This is a genomic window from Clostridium beijerinckii (genome assembly GCF_036699995.1).
Classification (GTDB): Bacteria; Bacillota; Clostridia; order Clostridiales; family Clostridiaceae; genus Clostridium; species Clostridium helianthi.
In genome coordinates, this window is sequence record NZ_CP144906.1 from 732718 (window position 1) to 749603 (window position 16886).

11 protein-coding genes, 1 riboswitch and 1 other annotated feature are annotated in these 16886 nt (G+C 28.2%); of the genes, 9 read left to right on the plus strand and 2 right to left on the minus strand.

Annotated elements, in window-relative coordinates; genetic code table 11:
* The first annotated feature begins 64 nt into the window (after positions 1-64).
* The gene (gene clpB, locus PZA12_RS03575) at positions 65-2656 is read left to right on the plus strand and encodes an ATP-dependent chaperone ClpB (RefSeq protein WP_103698526.1); all 2592 of its coding nucleotides are present in this window, start codon (positions 65-67) and stop codon (positions 2654-2656) included.
* A gap of 267 nt (positions 2657-2923) precedes the next feature.
* Here the strand turns inward: clpB and PZA12_RS03580 are convergent, their stop codons facing one another.
* Entirely contained in the window at positions 2924-3520 is a 597-nt protein-coding gene (locus PZA12_RS03580; RefSeq protein WP_077839041.1) for an ECF transporter S component, read from the minus strand.
* Between the two features lie 330 nt (positions 3521-3850).
* Positions 3851-3958, plus strand: a riboswitch (TPP riboswitch).
* Between the two features lie 186 nt (positions 3959-4144).
* Here PZA12_RS03580 and thiF point away from each other — a divergent pair.
* From thiF to PZA12_RS03610, 6 genes are all read left to right on the plus strand, one after another.
* The gene (gene thiF / locus PZA12_RS03585; protein WP_103698527.1) at positions 4145-4948 is read left to right on the plus strand and encodes a sulfur carrier protein ThiS adenylyltransferase ThiF; all 804 of its coding nucleotides are present in this window, start codon (positions 4145-4147) and stop codon (positions 4946-4948) included.
* Positions 4949-4955: 7 nt separating this feature from the next.
* Complete coding sequence (locus PZA12_RS03590) at positions 4956-5606, plus strand: thiamine phosphate synthase (protein WP_103698528.1); 651 nt, start codon at positions 4956-4958, stop codon at positions 5604-5606.
* 183 nt (positions 5607-5789) lie between these two features.
* Positions 5790-6656 carry a tRNA 2-thiocytidine biosynthesis TtcA family protein gene (locus PZA12_RS03595; protein WP_103698529.1) on the plus strand — a complete coding sequence of 289 codons (867 nt, stop codon included), beginning with the start codon at positions 5790-5792 and terminating at the stop codon, positions 6654-6656.
* 89 nt (positions 6657-6745) lie between these two features.
* A complete protein-coding gene (locus PZA12_RS03600) occupies positions 6746-6937 on the plus strand; it encodes a DUF4250 domain-containing protein (RefSeq protein WP_171773444.1) in 192 nt (63 codons plus the stop codon).
* A 192-nt stretch (positions 6938-7129) separates the two neighbouring features.
* Entirely contained in the window at positions 7130-8875 is a 1746-nt protein-coding gene (locus PZA12_RS03605) for a putative bifunctional diguanylate cyclase/phosphodiesterase (protein WP_103698530.1), read from the plus strand.
* 45 nt (positions 8876-8920) lie between these two features.
* Positions 8921-9153: a binding site (T-box leader), on the plus strand.
* A 177-nt stretch (positions 9154-9330) separates the two neighbouring features.
* Positions 9331-9849: a tryptophan transporter gene (locus tag PZA12_RS03610; protein ID WP_078116012.1), complete on the plus strand. Its 519-nt coding sequence runs from the start codon at positions 9331-9333 to the stop codon at positions 9847-9849.
* Between the two features lie 72 nt (positions 9850-9921).
* On the opposite strand, the gene PZA12_RS03615 is transcribed toward PZA12_RS03610, so the two are convergent.
* Positions 9922-10638: a polysaccharide deacetylase family protein gene (locus PZA12_RS03615; protein ID WP_103698531.1), complete on the minus strand. Its 717-nt coding sequence runs from the start codon at positions 10636-10638 to the stop codon at positions 9922-9924.
* 176 nt (positions 10639-10814) lie between these two features.
* Here PZA12_RS03615 and PZA12_RS03620 point away from each other — a divergent pair, with 176 nt between their 5' ends.
* Positions 10815-16169 (plus strand): diguanylate cyclase, encoded by a 5355-nt coding sequence (locus PZA12_RS03620; RefSeq protein WP_103698532.1) that lies wholly within the window; start codon positions 10815-10817, stop codon positions 16167-16169.
* A 97-nt stretch (positions 16170-16266) separates the two neighbouring features.
* Positions 16267-16773 carry a prealbumin-like fold domain-containing protein gene (locus PZA12_RS03625; protein ID WP_077844406.1) on the plus strand — a complete coding sequence of 169 codons (507 nt, stop codon included), beginning with the start codon at positions 16267-16269 and terminating at the stop codon, positions 16771-16773.
* Positions 16774-16886: the final 113 nt, after the last annotated feature.

The window sequence follows — 16886 nt, forward strand, 5'->3', positions numbered from 1 at the left end:
ATAGTGATAAAGTAGTTTTAATAATAATTTCGAAATTTAACATAGAGATCTAGGAGGAATAAGTATGAATATTGATAAAATGACGTTGAGAGTTCAACAAGCATTGAATGATGCCAATGTTACAGCTGTTAAATTTAATCATCAGCAAATAGATTTAATTCATCTTTTTTCAGCTCTTGTAGAGCAGGAGGACGGGTTAGTCCCTAATATTCTTACTAAAATGGGTGTATCAGTAAAGAATCTAAAAGCTTCAGTAAATAAAGAATTAGATGCAATGCCAAAGGTTTTAGGAGAAGGAGTTGGCAATGTATATATAACTAGAAAAGTAGAGGAAGTGTTAATTAAAGCTGAAGAATTTTCGAAACAGTTTGAAGATTCATATGTTAGTGTTGAACATTTAATGCTTGCTATTATAGAAATAGATAACAATCAAGTTTCTAAAATATTAAAGCAATATAATATAACCAAGGATAATTTCTTAAAAGTTCTTTCTGAAGTTAGAGGAAGTCAAAGAGTTGAAACGCAAGATCCAGAAGGGACATATGATGCATTAGCAAAGTATGGAACTAATTTAGTTGACCTTGCTAAAAAGCATAAGTTAGATCCTGTTATAGGAAGAGATGAAGAAATAAGAAGGACAATAAGAATTTTATCAAGGAGAACCAAGAATAATCCAGTCTTAATAGGTGAACCTGGTGTTGGTAAAACAGCGATTATTGAAGGATTAGCTGAAAGAATAGTTAGAGGAGATGTTCCAGAAGGCCTTAAGGATAAAATTATATTTGCCTTGGATATGGGATCTTTGATTGCCGGAGCTAAGTATAGAGGTGAATTTGAAGAAAGATTAAAAGCAGTATTAAAAGAAGTTCAAAGCAGTGAGGGTAGAATATTACTATTCATAGATGAAATTCATACAATAGTTGGAGCAGGTAAGACTGATGGAGCAATGGATGCTGGTAATTTGATTAAGCCATTATTAGCAAGAGGAGAGCTGCATTGTATAGGTGCAACAACTTTTGATGAATATAGAAAATATATTGAGAAAGATAAAGCTTTAGAAAGAAGATTTCAACCAGTAATTATAGATGAACCTACAGTGGAGGATACAATTGCAATACTAAGAGGATTAAAAGAAAGGTTTGAAATCCATCATGGGATTAGAATTCATGATTCAGCTATAGTAGCTGCTGCAAAGCTTTCTGATCGATATATTCAAGATAGATATATGCCTGATAAGGCAATTGATTTAATTGATGAAGCTGGAGCTATGATAAGATCTGAGATAGATTCCCTTCCAACAGAACTTGATGTTATAAGAAGAAAAATATTTAAGTTAGAAATAGAAAAAGAAGCTCTATCAAAAGAGAAGGATGAGGGCTCAAAAAATAGGTTAGATGACCTAGAGAAAGAACTTGCAGGATTAAAAGAAAAGAATGATGAAATGACTGCAAAATATACCAAAGAAAAAGAGCAAATCACAGCTATTAAAACCTTAAAAAGTGAGTTAGATGATGCTAGAGGAGAAATAGAAGTAGCTCAGAGAAACTTTGATTATAATAAAGTTGCTGAGATTCAATATAGTAGGATTCCTGCTTTAGAAGAAAAAATCAAGCAAAAAGAAATTGAACTAAGAGAAAATTATGAAGGTGCTTTATTAAAAGAGGAAGTAACAGAGCAAGAGGTATCTGCTGTACTTTCTAAATGGACTGGAATTCCTGTAACTAATTTACTTGAAGGAGAAAGAGAAAAACTTTTAAGACTAGAAGATGATATGAGTAATAGAGTTATAGGGCAGGGTGAGGCGATAGAAGCTGTAACTAATGCAATACTCAGAGCAAGAGCTGGGCTTAAAGATATCAATAGACCAATAGGATCATTTATATTCCTAGGGCCAACAGGAGTTGGTAAAACAGAGCTTGCAAAAACACTAGCTAGAAATTTATTTGATTCAGAAGAAAATATTATTCGTATTGATATGTCAGAATATATGGAGAAGCACTCAGTATCTAGATTAGTTGGAGCGCCTCCAGGATATGTAGGTTATGATGAAGGTGGTCAGCTAACAGAAGCTGTAAGAAGAAAACCATATAGTGTAATTTTATTTGATGAAATTGAAAAAGCGCATGAAGATGTGTTTAATATATTCCTTCAGATATTAGATGATGGTAGACTAACTGATAATAAGGGTAAAACAGTAGATTTTAAAAATACTATAATAATTATGACTTCAAATATTGGAAGTGAATATTTATTAGAAAATACTAATGAAGATCATGTTGATGAAGAAATAAAATCAAAAGTAATGAGTGTTTTAAAATCAAGATTTAAACCGGAATTTTTAAATAGAGTAGACGATACTATAATGTTTAAACCTTTGGCAGAGTCTGGTATTAAGAAAATTATAGATATATTCTTAAGAGAAGTAAGTTTGAGGTTAAAAGATAAAAATATCGAAATAGAAGTTACAGATAAAGCAAAAACAATAATGGCAAGAGAAGGTTATGATGTAGTTTATGGAGCAAGGCCATTAAAAAGATATATACAGAACACTTTAGAGAATAGACTCGCTAGGATGATAATTAAGGGTGAACTAAGTTATGGATCTAAGGTTTTGATTGATAGTAAAGATGAAGAAATAATAATAAAACCACTTTAGTAAAAAATAAGTTTTATAAAATTCCTGTAGATAAATGTGATCTATAGGAATTTTTTTATTCTTTAGTGATTAAGAAAAATCCGTTAGCAACTTTTTTAGCAGTTAATAGGAATGGTGACATTTGTATGAGATAATATATTTTAATTCTTCATAATAGTTATATATGTAAATAATAATTAAAATAAGAAAAGAGGCAACTTTTAGCAAGTGCCTCTTTATAATTTATATTCTTTAAAAAATATTTCATTTTACTTGTTTAGAGTCTAGTTAAACTTTTTTCTTAATTCTAAATATCGCTACAATTACAGGAACTGATATTACAGCACTCACTATAGCTTCAGGAACTCCATTTGTTAAACCAATGGTTGCAATTGCAATACCAGCAGTTTGTGGGTTTATCTTTAAAATAGCAGAGTATCTTTCTAAATAGAATACGTAAGTTAAACCCAAAACACCTATAGTGTTAATTAATGTAGCACAGATTGATGCGATTGCGATACTAATGCTTTGATTTTTAAATCTCTTTCTAAGAAGTATATACACATAGTATGCTACAATTCCAATTAGGACTCTAGGAACTAATGCAATTATAGGATTCCAAAATATAAATGATGTTGGACCAGGAGCAGTAAAATTTTGATACATTGAGAATAAACCAAAAACTAATCCAACTAGGGATCCAACTATAGGTCCTTCAACTATCGCACCTATAATAACTGGAATATGCATTATAGTAGCTTTTACAGGTGGAATTGGTATGAACCCAAGTCCAGTTAATCCTAAGAAAATTGAAATTGCAGAAAGCATTCCGATCATTGCAATCTGTCTAACTGAAAATTTAGATTTAGTATAGCCTCTTTCCATAAGGTACCTCCGTTCTTATTCCTTGACATATGGATATAATTCGGAAAAATATATAATATATACGAATTTCCGTTCAGCTTCTAATTGAATACCGACATATATTATTTTACCACGTTAGAAAAAATGTTCAATTATATTTTAAAAATATAAACTTAAATATAGGAATAATAATTACTGTTTCTATACTTAATTATGTTAACTTAGAAAAAAGTTGATTTATATTTAAAATATGATTAAATTCACAAGTCTAATTTATGGATTTGATCCATAAAAATTTGAATTATAAGAAATAAAATGATAATATATAACCATAATAGAAATTGAATAGTATAAAAAGGCTAGGGGTGCTAATTTAATTGGCTGAGAGAAGCTTATTTGCTTTAACTCTTTTGACCTGATGTGGCTAATACCACCGTAGGGAAGCAATAAATATTTTAGAAGATTTATAAGACTTACCTTAGGGTAAGTCTTTTTATTCTCTAGTAATTTATTATGGAAGCCAAATAAGTAGATGTTCTGCCCATTGGTAGTATAAATTATGAAAAAAGACTGATAAGAAAATAATGAGTAAATAATAAGTAGATACATTAAGTTTTAAAATTTATTTAGATTGGGGATATTAGTTTGAAAGTTTTAGTAAATGAAAGAGAAATAGATATTGAGGGAGAAATTACTGCATTTGAAGTTAGAAACAAGATAAAAAGTGATGCGGATATAGTTATTTTAAATGGCTTTCCAATTAAACAAGATTATTCTCTAAATGAAGGAGATAAAGTTACTTTAATCAAGAGAGGCGAGGTGCCTAAAAAAGAAGAGTTAGAGGCATTAATGGTAAGTAGACATACTCCAAAGGTTCACGAGAAAGTTAAGAAGGCGAAGATAGCTATTGCTGGACTTGGTGGACTGGGTTCAACAGTAGCATTAGCATTGGGAAGAGTTGGTGTTGGACACATAAAAATAATAGATTTTGATGTGGTTGAACCAAGTAATTTAAACAGACAACAATACTTTATAAGACATATTGGAATGAAAAAATGCCATGCATTAAAAGAAATATTGTTAGAAATCAATCCGTTCATAAATATCGAAGTTGTTGATACGTATGTAGATAAGGATAACATTAAAGATTTATTTGAGGATATGGATATTGTAATTGAAGCATTTGATGGCGCAGAAAATAAAGCGATGATAGTTAGAGAAGTTTTACTTCAGACAGAAAAGCCAAAGGTTATTTCAGCATCAGGTATGGCAGGGTATTATTCTAATAATCTAATAATTAGCAAAAAAATAAATACAAGGCTATATATGTGTGGAGACTTTAAAAATGAGGCAAAAGTAAATGAGGGGTTAATGGCACCTAGGGTTGGTATCGCAGCTTGTCATGAAGCGAATATGGCTCTTAGATTAATATTAGGGGAAGAGGTATAAACTAAAGATGTCTGTAATTGGAATAACAAATAGAAAACTTTGTAGTGACTTTTTTTATCAAATAAAGAAAATATCAGAATCTAATCTAGATTTCTTAATTATACGAGAAAAAGATTTAAGCAGTGAAGAGCTAATAATATTAGTTTTGAAAGTAAAAGAGGAACTGAAAAATACAAATATCAGAATAATACTAAATTCCAATATAGATATTGCTAGAAAGTCCAATGTTGATGGAATTCAGTTATCATTTAATGATTTTATAAATATTAGTAACAAGTTATGCACAGGAAGAGCAATAAATTCTAAAGAAATAGTGGATAATTTTCGATTTAGTGGGAATAAATATAAAATATATAAGATGATAGGCGTTTCAATACATAGTTGCGAAGAAGGTATACAGGCGGCTAAATTAGGAGCAGACTATGTTATTTATGGCCATGTGTTTGAAACTGATTGCAAAAAAGGGCTCCCTCCTAGAGGGATTAAGGAAATAGAGGCTCTTTCCAAGAAGATTAACATTCCCATCATCGGAATAGGCGGAATAAATCAAGATAATTATAAGAAAGTATTGGATGCTGGAGCAAGTGGAATTGCTATAATGTCTAGTTTAATGAAAGACAAAAATCCTGAAGAATTAGTGAAATCTCTTTCTAAATAAACATTACTTTGATATATAAAAATCAAAGTACAAATACGAATAATTAAAATCAGCTAATATTAAAACCTAAAAACACTTGTAAATCTTAAGTGTTCATTATAAACTCTTTAAAGAAAGATATATTAAAGAATAATTAGTATCTATGACCTGGATGCTATTAAGATAATAAGGAGAAATGAAATAATGAGTACAATTGCAGGAAAAGGTTGTCCAAGAATTATACCAGATGGAGAAAAAAAGCCACTAGAAGAGATTGAAAAAGCTATAATTAAAAGCTATAGAAAGCATATTTGGTCAAAATTTGTTAAGGCAATTAAAGAATATAATTTAATTCAAGAAGGAGATAAAATTGCTGTTGGAATTTCTGGAGGAAAAGATAGTATACTTATGGCAAAATTATTTCAGGAGTTGCAAAGACATGGTCAAGTTAAATTTGAATTAGTATTTTTAGCTATGGATCCAGGGTATCATCCAGATATAAAAAATTTACTAATAGAAAATTGTGACCATCTAAATATTCCGATTCATATGTATGAGTCAGGCATTTTTGATGTTGTTGATAAAATGGCTAAGGATTACCCATGTTACTTATGCGCAAGAATGAGAAGAGGCTCTCTTTATGCAAAAGCAAAAGAATTTGGATGTAATAAACTTGCATTAGGACATCATTATAATGATGTAATTGAAACAACTATGCTAAACATTTTATATGGTGGTAATTTTAAGACAATGTTGCCTAAATTAAAAGCCAAAAACTTTGAAGGTTTAGAATTAATTAGGCCTATGTATTTTATAGAGGAAGAGTATATAAAAAGATTTATAAATTATAGTGGTATATGGCCATTGAATTGCGCTTGCATGGTTGCAGCTGAAAGAATAGGTAATAAGAGATATGAAATAAAAGATCTTATTAAAGAATTAAAGAAGAATTTTAGTGGAGTTGAAAAGTCTATATTTAAAGCAGCTGAAAATGTTAGTATGGATTCAATATTAGGTTGGCAAAAAGGTGAAGAAAAGCATTCTTTTCTAGATTATTACGATGAAGAGTAGACTTAAGTAACTAAAAGTATTTATTAATTTGAAAATGTATGTTATGCTATAATTAACCATATACCAATAGATGAAAAGGAAGAGTAGAGATGGAAAATAATCCTATGGGGATCAGTGATCCAAACATATTGTTAAGTGTAATAAACATGAAATTAAGAGATCAATATGGGTCATTAGATATTCTTTGTGATGATTTAGAATTATCTAAAGACGATATAATAAATATATTAATAAATATCGGATATAAATACGATGAAGAAGAAAATCAATTTAAGAATTAGAGTCTTAATAAATAATTATTCATAAAGTTAGGAAGGTGATGTTATATGAATTTAAAAAAGACAGGCAAATTAATTACTGTTATAGCAGCAACAGCAGCTTTAATAGCATCATTAGCAAATGATAAGAAATCTAAAGATTCTAACAAACAGGAATAGTATAAATTAGAGAATTATGTGAAGGATTGTATATATATGATTAGGGAGGAACTTCAATTAAATCATGAGGAAATATTTGATTCTATAGCAATTTTGGGCGTTAATATAATTTGGAATCAATCAGAGCTTAAATTAATAATTGATGATACAATGAAAAGTTTTTTTGAAGAGTATGATACTAAGAATGAAACTTTAGATCAATTTATAAATTTTGTTGTTGAAGAAGATAAACAAAATGTTTTAAGCTTTTTCTCTCAAGATTTAAAGAGACACTATATAAATAGAGAACAAATGCAGCTACAATATAAGATGGAAAGTCCTAGGGGGAACATTGTTGAGTTTATTCTTGTCGGGAAGTCAATTAAAAGTAATGAACAGTATTATTTTACTGGAACTAGTTATTGTTTTAAAGACTTAGAGAATGAATATGGTGACATAGATTCTTTGATGAAAAATTGGAAAGAATCTATGATAAATAAAACAATAGATTCAATAATTCATAGTGATAGAATTACAGGGCTACCTAATAAATATTTTTTCAAGAACACGGTAGCCAAAATGTTGAAAAATGTTGTTAATAATAATACTAGAGCCGCGATGCTGATAATAGATTTAGATAATTTTAAATATGTAAACGACTCCTACGGGCATGATTTTGGAGATTTAGTGTTAAAAGAAGTGGGCTATAATATAGTCGAATCTGTTACAGAAGATATATTAGTATCAAGATATAGCGGAAATACTTTTCTGCTATTTAAGCCAAATATAATTGATATACAAGAAATTATAACTTTGGGTAATGCTATAGCAAAGTCTTTTGAAAAACCTAATATAGTGAATGGAAGAAAAATATACTTAACAGCAAGTATTGGTGTTTCTCTATCTCCAGATCACGGAATAGATTATAATACATTACTTAAAAATGCAGATGCAGCAATGTATGAAGCAAAGAAAAATGGTAAAAACGAGTGTGATTTTTTTGATGATAGCCTTTCTGATGAGCTAAACAGAGTTTATAGTTTGCAGAAAGGGTTGAGAACTGCACTACATAATAATGAATTATATGTGATGTTTCAACCTAAAGTATCGCTTGATGATTCTTTGGTAAACGGATTTGAAGCTTTAGCAAGATGGGAAAGTCGTGAATTTGGAATGGTAAGCCCGGCGGAGTTTATTCCGATCGCAGAAAGTTCAAAAATGATAATTCCAATTGGAAGTTTTGTTTTGGAAGAAGTATTTAAAAAGACGAAATGTCTTTTAAACGAAGGAAATGATAATTTTAAGATAGCAGTTAATTTATCTGAAATGCAGCTCAGAGAAGACGTTGTTTTATCAGACTTTAAGAAACTAATAAAAAAATATAAAATTCATCCCAAGTATATAGAAGTAGAAATAACAGAAAGTATGCTAATGAAGTCATTTGATAGAAATGTGAAGATCCTTCAGGAGATAAAAAAATTAGGAGTAAGCATTGCTTTAGATGATTTTGGGACGGGATACTCTTCGCTTAACTATTTAACAAAATTACCTATAGATGTGTTAAAGATAGATAGGAGTTTTGTAATTGATTTGATGAACAATCCTAAGAGTAAATGCATTGTAGAAAATATAATAAATTTATCACATCAATTAGGGATAGAAGTAGTGGCAGAAGGGGTTGAAGAAAAATCGCAAGTTGAATATTTAAGAACAATATTATGTGATGTTGTTCAAGGATACTATTTCAGTAAACCTAGAATGTTTGACGCAATTAAGAACATAATCGGTAAGGAAATTTTATAAAAGTGTTGACAAACACTATCTGAGGATATAATATAAGATTATAAAATAAATCCTATGAAGAGGGATAGTAATCATATAACAATGTTAAAGAGAGCTGAAGGTGGTGAGATTTCAGTACGGTAGTTAATGATGAATGGGCCTTTGAGGAGCGAGATGAAATCTTTTGAGAGTAGTTTAGCCGTAAGTCGCACGTTATAGCGAATAAGATATGTTTGTATCTGAAATGAGAGGCATTTTATGCAATCTAGGTGGCAACGCGGATAATATCCGTCCTATTAATTATAGGACGGTTTTTTTTATATTCTTTTTTAGTAGTTGTTAACCAAAAGACTCTACATTTGGAAGAATAACAAAGTAATATATTTAAATATTGGGGCGTGATAAGTATGTTGTGAAAGAAAGTGGTTTCAACTTAAAAATAAAATAAGCAAAGATTAACAAGGGGGATTTTCATTATGAATACAAAGAAAATGGCAACAAATGCAATTTTAATAGCAATAGGAGCAATATTACACCAGGTTACACCACCTTTCGGTATGCAGGCAGATTTCTCATTGGCAATGTTATTTATAATAATAGTATTTAATAAAGATTATAAAACAACATTAATATGTGGGATTATTATGGGAGTATTTGCAGCACTAACAACTAAAACACCAGGAGGACAATTACCAAATATTATAGATAAGTTTATAACTTGTAACGTAATGTACTTGATATTAATGCCTTTAAGAAATAAAGTTAATAGGTTAGTACAAATATCAATATTATTACCTTTAGGAACTTTAGTGAGCGGAACAGCATTTTTAACTTTACTAGCTACAATAGTAGGATTACCTGGAGGATTATCGTTTAATGTACTTTTCATATCAGTAGTTGTTCCAACAATAATAGTAAATACAATATCAGGAATTGTAATGTTTAAGATTGTTGAAAAGATTACATCAGTAAATGGAAGTTATGCTGTAGAATAGATATTTTGTATAAAATAAAGAAGCTATTTCAAAAATATTAATTTTGAGATAGCTTCTTTATTCTATTAGTTATTATTTTTTCATGAAATGATATTCTTCAGGAGTATTTTCATCTATTACTTTAAATTCATAGCCATTATCTTTATAATATTTAATTATACTAGGTAGAGCTTTGGTTGAATTTTTACTCATATATGCACAATGCATCAAGAGTACTACACGTTCTTTGTCACTTTTGGAATTTTTAATAAATGTACTTGGACTAGCATTAGGATGAGCACCATCACCACTATCTGTATTCCAATCGTAAATTTTTAGGTTATTTTGATGAAGTAAATCAACCATAGATTGTGAAATTTTATAGCAGTTATTATTACAACCGAAAGGGAATCTTAGTATAGTTGGCTTAATGCCGACTATAGAATTAACCATTTGTTGGGTATCCAACATTTCTTTTAGAAATTCTTCATTAGAGTTATAAAGATTGTTTCGATTATGACTCATACTATGAAGACCGAGCGCATGCCCTTCATCATACATTCTTTTAATTAAATCCTCTTGTCCTTTGATTTGACTTCCTATTAAGAAAAAGGTTGCAGGAACAGATTCTTGTTTTAATATGTCCAACACATTAGTGGTTACCTTTCCGGCTGGGCCATCATCGAAAGTTAGATATATTATTTTTTTTTCATCAGCAAGAACCTTATGCATAAGAAGATTTTGATAATTAATTATAGTTATTATAATCAAAACAAAAGGAATGTATTTCTTTAGCGATTTTAGATTCATATTATCACCTTCCTAAATGTTTTTACAAAAAGTATTATGTCCTAAAATTAAATTTATATTATAAGCCTTTATATACTTTCGGTTAAAATATAATTAAGAAGATATAATTATAAAAATATAAATTTATGTAAAAAAGTAGATAATTAATTGAATTAGATATAATAGTGTTCAGGACTATGCTAAAATATGGTATAATTTTATATAGATTGGTAAACTTCAAGTTAGTGAAGAAAAGGGATGAATTAGAATTGAGAAATGTAAATAATAAATATCTAATAGAGCATGAGATAGTTATTGAAGAGAATTTTTCAAATTATATTGTTACAGACATAGAGAGAGACGCAAGATATGTTCTATGTATTTTGAAAAATGGTTTTACATATGAGAAAACAAGAGAATATTTATTGAGTAAATTTAAGACTATTAAAAATCTTAATTTTGAGAACGTTACTAACATTATAAATATTGAAATAATTTATAGTATTAATGGGATAAAACTTGATACTCCTCAATATGGGTATTTAATGGAGTATGTAGAGGCTAAACTAGATACACAAGATTATTTTAATAAATGTGACTTTCATAAGAAATTAGATACATTTATGGAGATTTGTGCTGCTATCAATACGCTAAACATGCAGGGGTATATATTTGATGATATTAGTATGAAGGATGTAATATTAATTCCTGATTCCAACAATAATGTGAAAGTAAAAATGAAAGATTTGTTAGCAAATGAATTAAGAAAGTTTAATTTAATAAATTCATTACCTTACCAATATAACATCGAAACAAGAGAAGATATAAATTCAAATAAAGATAATGTTGTGCAAGTTGTAGAGCTGTGCAGACAAATATTCACAGAATCAGAACTTGAAACAGGATTTAAAGGATTAGAAGATATAAAAAATATATATAATCGTGTGAATACTATAAATAAATCGTTTAAACTTAAATATTTTATGCAAAATATAAACAAAAAAATGAAGAAGAACTACAGATTGTTTATTAGTGAGGCTTTAAATAAGATTAAAACGGATTTAGATATAATAGGAATGACAGAAGAAATAAAAATAGTGGAAAAAAATTTTCAGAGGATATTGGAAAACAAGCAGAGAAATAAGTTTATAAATTTCAATGGTGAGGATGGAAGCGGAAAAACCAGACTTTTAGAAGAAATTAAATATAGATTTGAAAATAAATACTTCAAAGACATTATATATATTGATGATTTTAATAATAAAAATGCGAGTGACGAAGAGAAATACAATACAATACTAAATTACATTTTAAATAAAATAGATAAGAATTTGAGAGATAAGTATGAAATTTATATAAAAAAATTTATTTCTATATTACTTGAAAAAAATTCTACAAATAGTGAAAATAATAAACAAAAGCTTCAATTGATTAATAGAATGGGGAAGTTCATAAGTGAGTATACAATGACTAAGCCATTTATAATGATAATAGATGATTTAGATAAGAAAAATGAAGTTTTCAAACTGTTTATTAAATATATAATCTTTTTAAGAAATAACTTAGAAAATGTTATGATAATATTTTCTATGAATGAAAGCAGTATTGATGAAAGTTTCATGAAGTTCATAAATGAACTAAAACAAGTAGAGAAGTACGAAGAATATAAAATAAATTACTTTAATCAATATAATACTACTAAGATGATTAGAGGTATGCTTAATACAGGTACTGATGTAAATAAGTTAGCGGTAAAAATATATTCAGAAACGCTAGGGAATCCACAGTATATAAGTGGAGTTATAAATGAATTATACGGTAATGGAACCTTATATTTTGATAGCAATAATGGAGAATGGAAGACTAACATTAAGGTTCAAGATATACTTATACCCAAATCTCTAGAAAGAAGATTAGAGGCAAGTATTTTTTCATTAGACGAAGAAGAAATTAATATTTTAAAGGAGTTAGCTATATTTAAAACTCCTTTATCAGAAAAAATAATTTTAGAATATGTAATAATGGATTCGGGTAATGTAGAAATTTATGAGAATTTAAAATTAAAAGGCCTTTTGACTGATAAAATAAGTGATCAAGGTATACTTATAGGTTTTAGGAATAATTTATTAAGAAATATATTGTATTTAAAGTTAAGTGAAGAAGAAAGAAGTAAACTACACTCTAAGGCATCTATTTTTATGGAGAAGGTTTTACTTGAGACGGATTATTATATAGAAGAGTTATTACTACATTTAGAGAAAAGTAATAGTTACGAAAAAGCATATTTTTATACATTAAAATACGCAGAAGCTCAGGATCTGTTAGGAGATATATCGAAGTCAATATCATATTATAAGAAAGTATTAACATATCCTAGTGATTCAAGTGGAAGTGAAGTGGCAATTAAGATTGCAAAGCTTTATGAAAAAAAATCTAACCATGAAAAAAGTTTTGAATATTTTGAAAAGGCAAATCAAATAGCAATACAGAATGACGAAATTGAAATTGAAATATATACACTGCTTGAAATGATAATAATAAAAATTAATAGTATTACAGATATAGATACAGGAATAGATTATTCTTTAAATTGTGTACGAAGATTGCTAGATAAAGAACACTATCCTAAGGGAGAGGTTTATTATTACTATGCACTTTCATTAAAATATAGATTAGAATATAACAATAAATTAACGTTGCTTAATGCACAAAAAGCAATAATTATATGTGAAGAAAATAAGATAAAAGAGGATGTATATGGCTGGTCAGTAAGCATCCTTATTAGCATATATATAAAGAAGGGGAATTATAAAGAGGCTAAAAATTTATGTTTATATGCAAGGGGTATATTTATTAATAACAATAATATTAATGGTCAACTATATATCAAACTATTAGATGCATCTATATCTAAGGAAGAAGGAAAAGATAACAAGGAAATTTTAGAGCAATATTTAGAAATAGCTAGAGAAGGGAATAAACAGAAAGTATACAAGAGGGAAATATTAAGTCTGATTTGCATAGCAGATATTTATAGTCAGGAAAAAAGATATTCAGAAGCAGAGAAATATCTATTAAGAGCGCTAGAAAGAGAAAGAGAAGAGGGGATAGACTCTTATTCATTTAATATTTGCAATGAACTTTGTTTGTTATATATAAAATCAGGAAGGATAAGTCTGGTAGTAAAGTATCATAATTTAATAATGCAAATGCAAAAAGGATTAAAACTATTGGAAGATAGAATTATAAATACAAACTATACATATGCTTTATATAATCTGATGATTTGTAATTATGATTTAGCATATGACCACTTGAAAAAAATATATGCTCTAATATTTAATAGCAATAGTTCTAAGTATAAAATAGTTGTTTGTAATTACTTTGAGCTTATTTTATATAAATGCAAAAATGAGAGTGATATAAGAAATGTATACAATAGGTTAGAGAAAAAAATTAATCTATTACAGGATGTAGATACATGTCTTGAAATAAGAATAAGCGCTATTAGAAGAATTTTAACACTTGGATATAAGGTGTTGGCTAAAGAATTATTCCTTGATCTCAAGGGATATCCTAAAAATTACAATGTTGAAGGAATTTATGTATATCTAGAACTTAATTTTAGAAATAGAAATCAATATAATTTTCTGATAAATAAGGCGCTAAGAGTATGCTCCTTTGTGGATAATCAGGAAATTAAAGCTGATATATATTCTGCGATTGGTGAGAAGTATAATGAACTTGAATGTAATGCATTGGCATTGAATTATTATTATGAATCTATAGCTTTATATATAGATACAATAAATTTATTACCACAAAATGATAAGTTATCATATGCAAATAATAGCAGGTTTTTAGAAACCCGTAAGTTATTTGTAAAATGCTTAAATGAAGATTTGGGTATAAATATGAGTTTTAAATCAACACAATTTATACAAACAATTGAGGATTTAGAGCAAATATTAAAAGAGCTAGATTTAATGAATATACTAGATAATGAAGATACATTCAAATTGGTTCAACATTTATATGAAAAATGCTATTACAATGATTTTAGAGATATATATAAAGTATTTGAGAAGTTTTCTAATAATACTATTGATGATATAAAAAATGTGATGAAGTATATGGCTAGATTAATTTTGGCAGATAAGGCCATGATTGTTACAGAGAACGAGCAGGGAGAAAATGATGTTATATGCACATATAGAATTAGCGATAAAAATGAAATAAATAGATACCTCTCACTAAAAGTTGATTCAGATGAAGATACATTCGCAATTTGCAGTAATGACCCTAGATTCTATCAGCTAGATGATAAAGTACTAAAAGATGGAATAAGATCTTGTATGTATATGAAAATAATAAATAGAGAAAAACACATAAATAGTAGTGCAGGAATTAATGCAAGATTAATTTTTATTACTAATAACGCATTAAATTATATAAATAATGAATCAAAGAAAACAATAGAGAAATTTAAACCTTTCTTAACCTTTTTATTAGAAAAGTATAATCTTACAATAAGCTCTACACTAGACAAGCTAACAGGTGTTTATAATAGAAAATATTTTGAAGAAGCGTTACTTTTTTTATTAGATTCTGCGAAGGCAAGGGGAAGTGAATTTGCTGTAATAATGTTTGATATCGACGATTTTAAAGGAGTAAATGACAAGTATGGACATCAAACTGGAGATGAAGTCTTAGTTAAGGTTGCAAATGAAGTTAAAAAGTGCATGAGCAAAGGTGATATTATTGGAAGATATGGAGGAGAGGAATTTATAATTCTCTTGCCTAATGTTAATTGTGAAGCGGCTATAAATTCAGGGGAGAGAATAAGAAAAAATATAGAGGAAGCAAGGATTCTAGGAGATAAAAGAAAAGTTACCGTAAGCATAGGAATAGCAATGAGTTCTTATGAATCTCTTAACAATGAAGAAATTATAAGGAGAGCTGACCAGGCTCTATATAAGGCTAAACGTGATGGTAAGAATAGATGCATCGTTTGGGAAAATGAGTGTGGAACAAGTGGAAATACAAATGACGAATTAACTGGAGTATTATCAGGAAATGCGGCTAAAGATTATAACTTTATGTTAATGCTCAAAGAGATAGCTGGTATTACCAAACGTAGATGTAGTAAGGAAGAAAAGCTTTATAATCTTATTTTAAAGATTATGCAGACGATTGAGTGCGATGTAGCTACAATTTTTATTGTAAAAGAGAAAAAAGTAGTAAATACGTATAGTAAGAGAAGAAATAAGGATAATTGGAATTTAGATGATAAGTTTAATTTTAAATTAGTAAATAAAGTCATTGAAGAAGAAAAAGGTTTATATTTAGTAGATTGGGAAAGCATGGACAGTCACAATAGTTATGGGCTTCCAGATTGGAAATCAGTCTGTATAGCTCCAATAATTTGTAACGGAGAATTATTGGCAGTCGTATACCTTTCAATTTCAGTAAATGAGAAAGAATTTATTTGCAATGACTATAATGTGCTGAATTTCTTAATAGAAATAGGAAGTTCCATTTTTCTTGGTTAAATTAACAATACATTTTAGAATGTTTTCAATTCATAATCACATAAAAGCTTTTTTATCATATTATATAAAGAGAACCAATTTTTAAGAGGAGCTTTTTATGAGTGATACTGTTCCTAGAAATTATGAAAAAGAAAATATTAATGATATAGTATCTGTAGAAAATAATACCAATTATACATTTGAAATATCCGATGATAATAAGGAGAAAAGAGATAATAAAGAGTTCATATTAAATAAGAAAGCTGCAAGTCCCCAAAAAGTAGACGAAAAAGATTGCAATGGAGGGGAAATTATTGTTACATCAATTTTGGAATGTGAAGAACACGAATATTTAAAAGGTGTAAAAATTAATTTATATAAAATAAATGGATTATCTCCTGTTCTTGTTAAATCGAAAGTTACCGATGAGGAAGGAAAAGTTATTTTTTCTGGAGTTGAGGAAGGCTGTTATAGGATAATTGAGATTATTGATAAAAGATACTTTGAAAAACCTAAGTATATAAATTGGAACGAAATAATAATAGATAATACTAATAAGAAACAAAAAATAGTAGTAGTTAATAAATTTAAAAAACTTATGGCACAAAACAAATATAAGAATTAAATAAGGAATGAAGGTTATATTTAAGAAATAAATTAATTTATTCGTAAATATAACCTTTTGCATATGTTTAATTAAGTAATAAAAATTATATGATACTCTAATTTGAAGAAAAG

Coding starts and splice junctions, on each gene's coding strand:
- clpB (WP_103698526.1), top strand. CDS start 65: ATGAATATTGATAAAATGACGTTGAGAGTTCAACAAGCATTGAATGAT.
- PZA12_RS03580 (WP_077839041.1), bottom strand. CDS start 3,520: ATGGAAAGAGGCTATACTAAATCTAAATTTTCAGTTAGACAGATTGCA.
- PZA12_RS03590 (WP_103698528.1), top strand. CDS start 4,956: ATGTCTGTAATTGGAATAACAAATAGAAAACTTTGTAGTGACTTTTTT.
- PZA12_RS03595 (WP_103698529.1), top strand. CDS start 5,790: ATGAGTACAATTGCAGGAAAAGGTTGTCCAAGAATTATACCAGATGGA.
- PZA12_RS03600 (WP_171773444.1), top strand. CDS start 6,746: ATGGAAAATAATCCTATGGGGATCAGTGATCCAAACATATTGTTAAGT.
- PZA12_RS03605 (WP_103698530.1), top strand. CDS start 7,130: ATGATTAGGGAGGAACTTCAATTAAATCATGAGGAAATATTTGATTCT.
- PZA12_RS03610 (WP_078116012.1), top strand. CDS start 9,331: ATGAATACAAAGAAAATGGCAACAAATGCAATTTTAATAGCAATAGGA.
- PZA12_RS03615 (WP_103698531.1), bottom strand. CDS start 10,638: ATGAATCTAAAATCGCTAAAGAAATACATTCCTTTTGTTTTGATTATA.
- PZA12_RS03620 (WP_103698532.1), top strand. CDS start 10,815: ATGCTAAAATATGGTATAATTTTATATAGATTGGTAAACTTCAAGTTA.
- PZA12_RS03625 (WP_077844406.1), top strand. CDS start 16,267: ATGAGTGATACTGTTCCTAGAAATTATGAAAAAGAAAATATTAATGAT.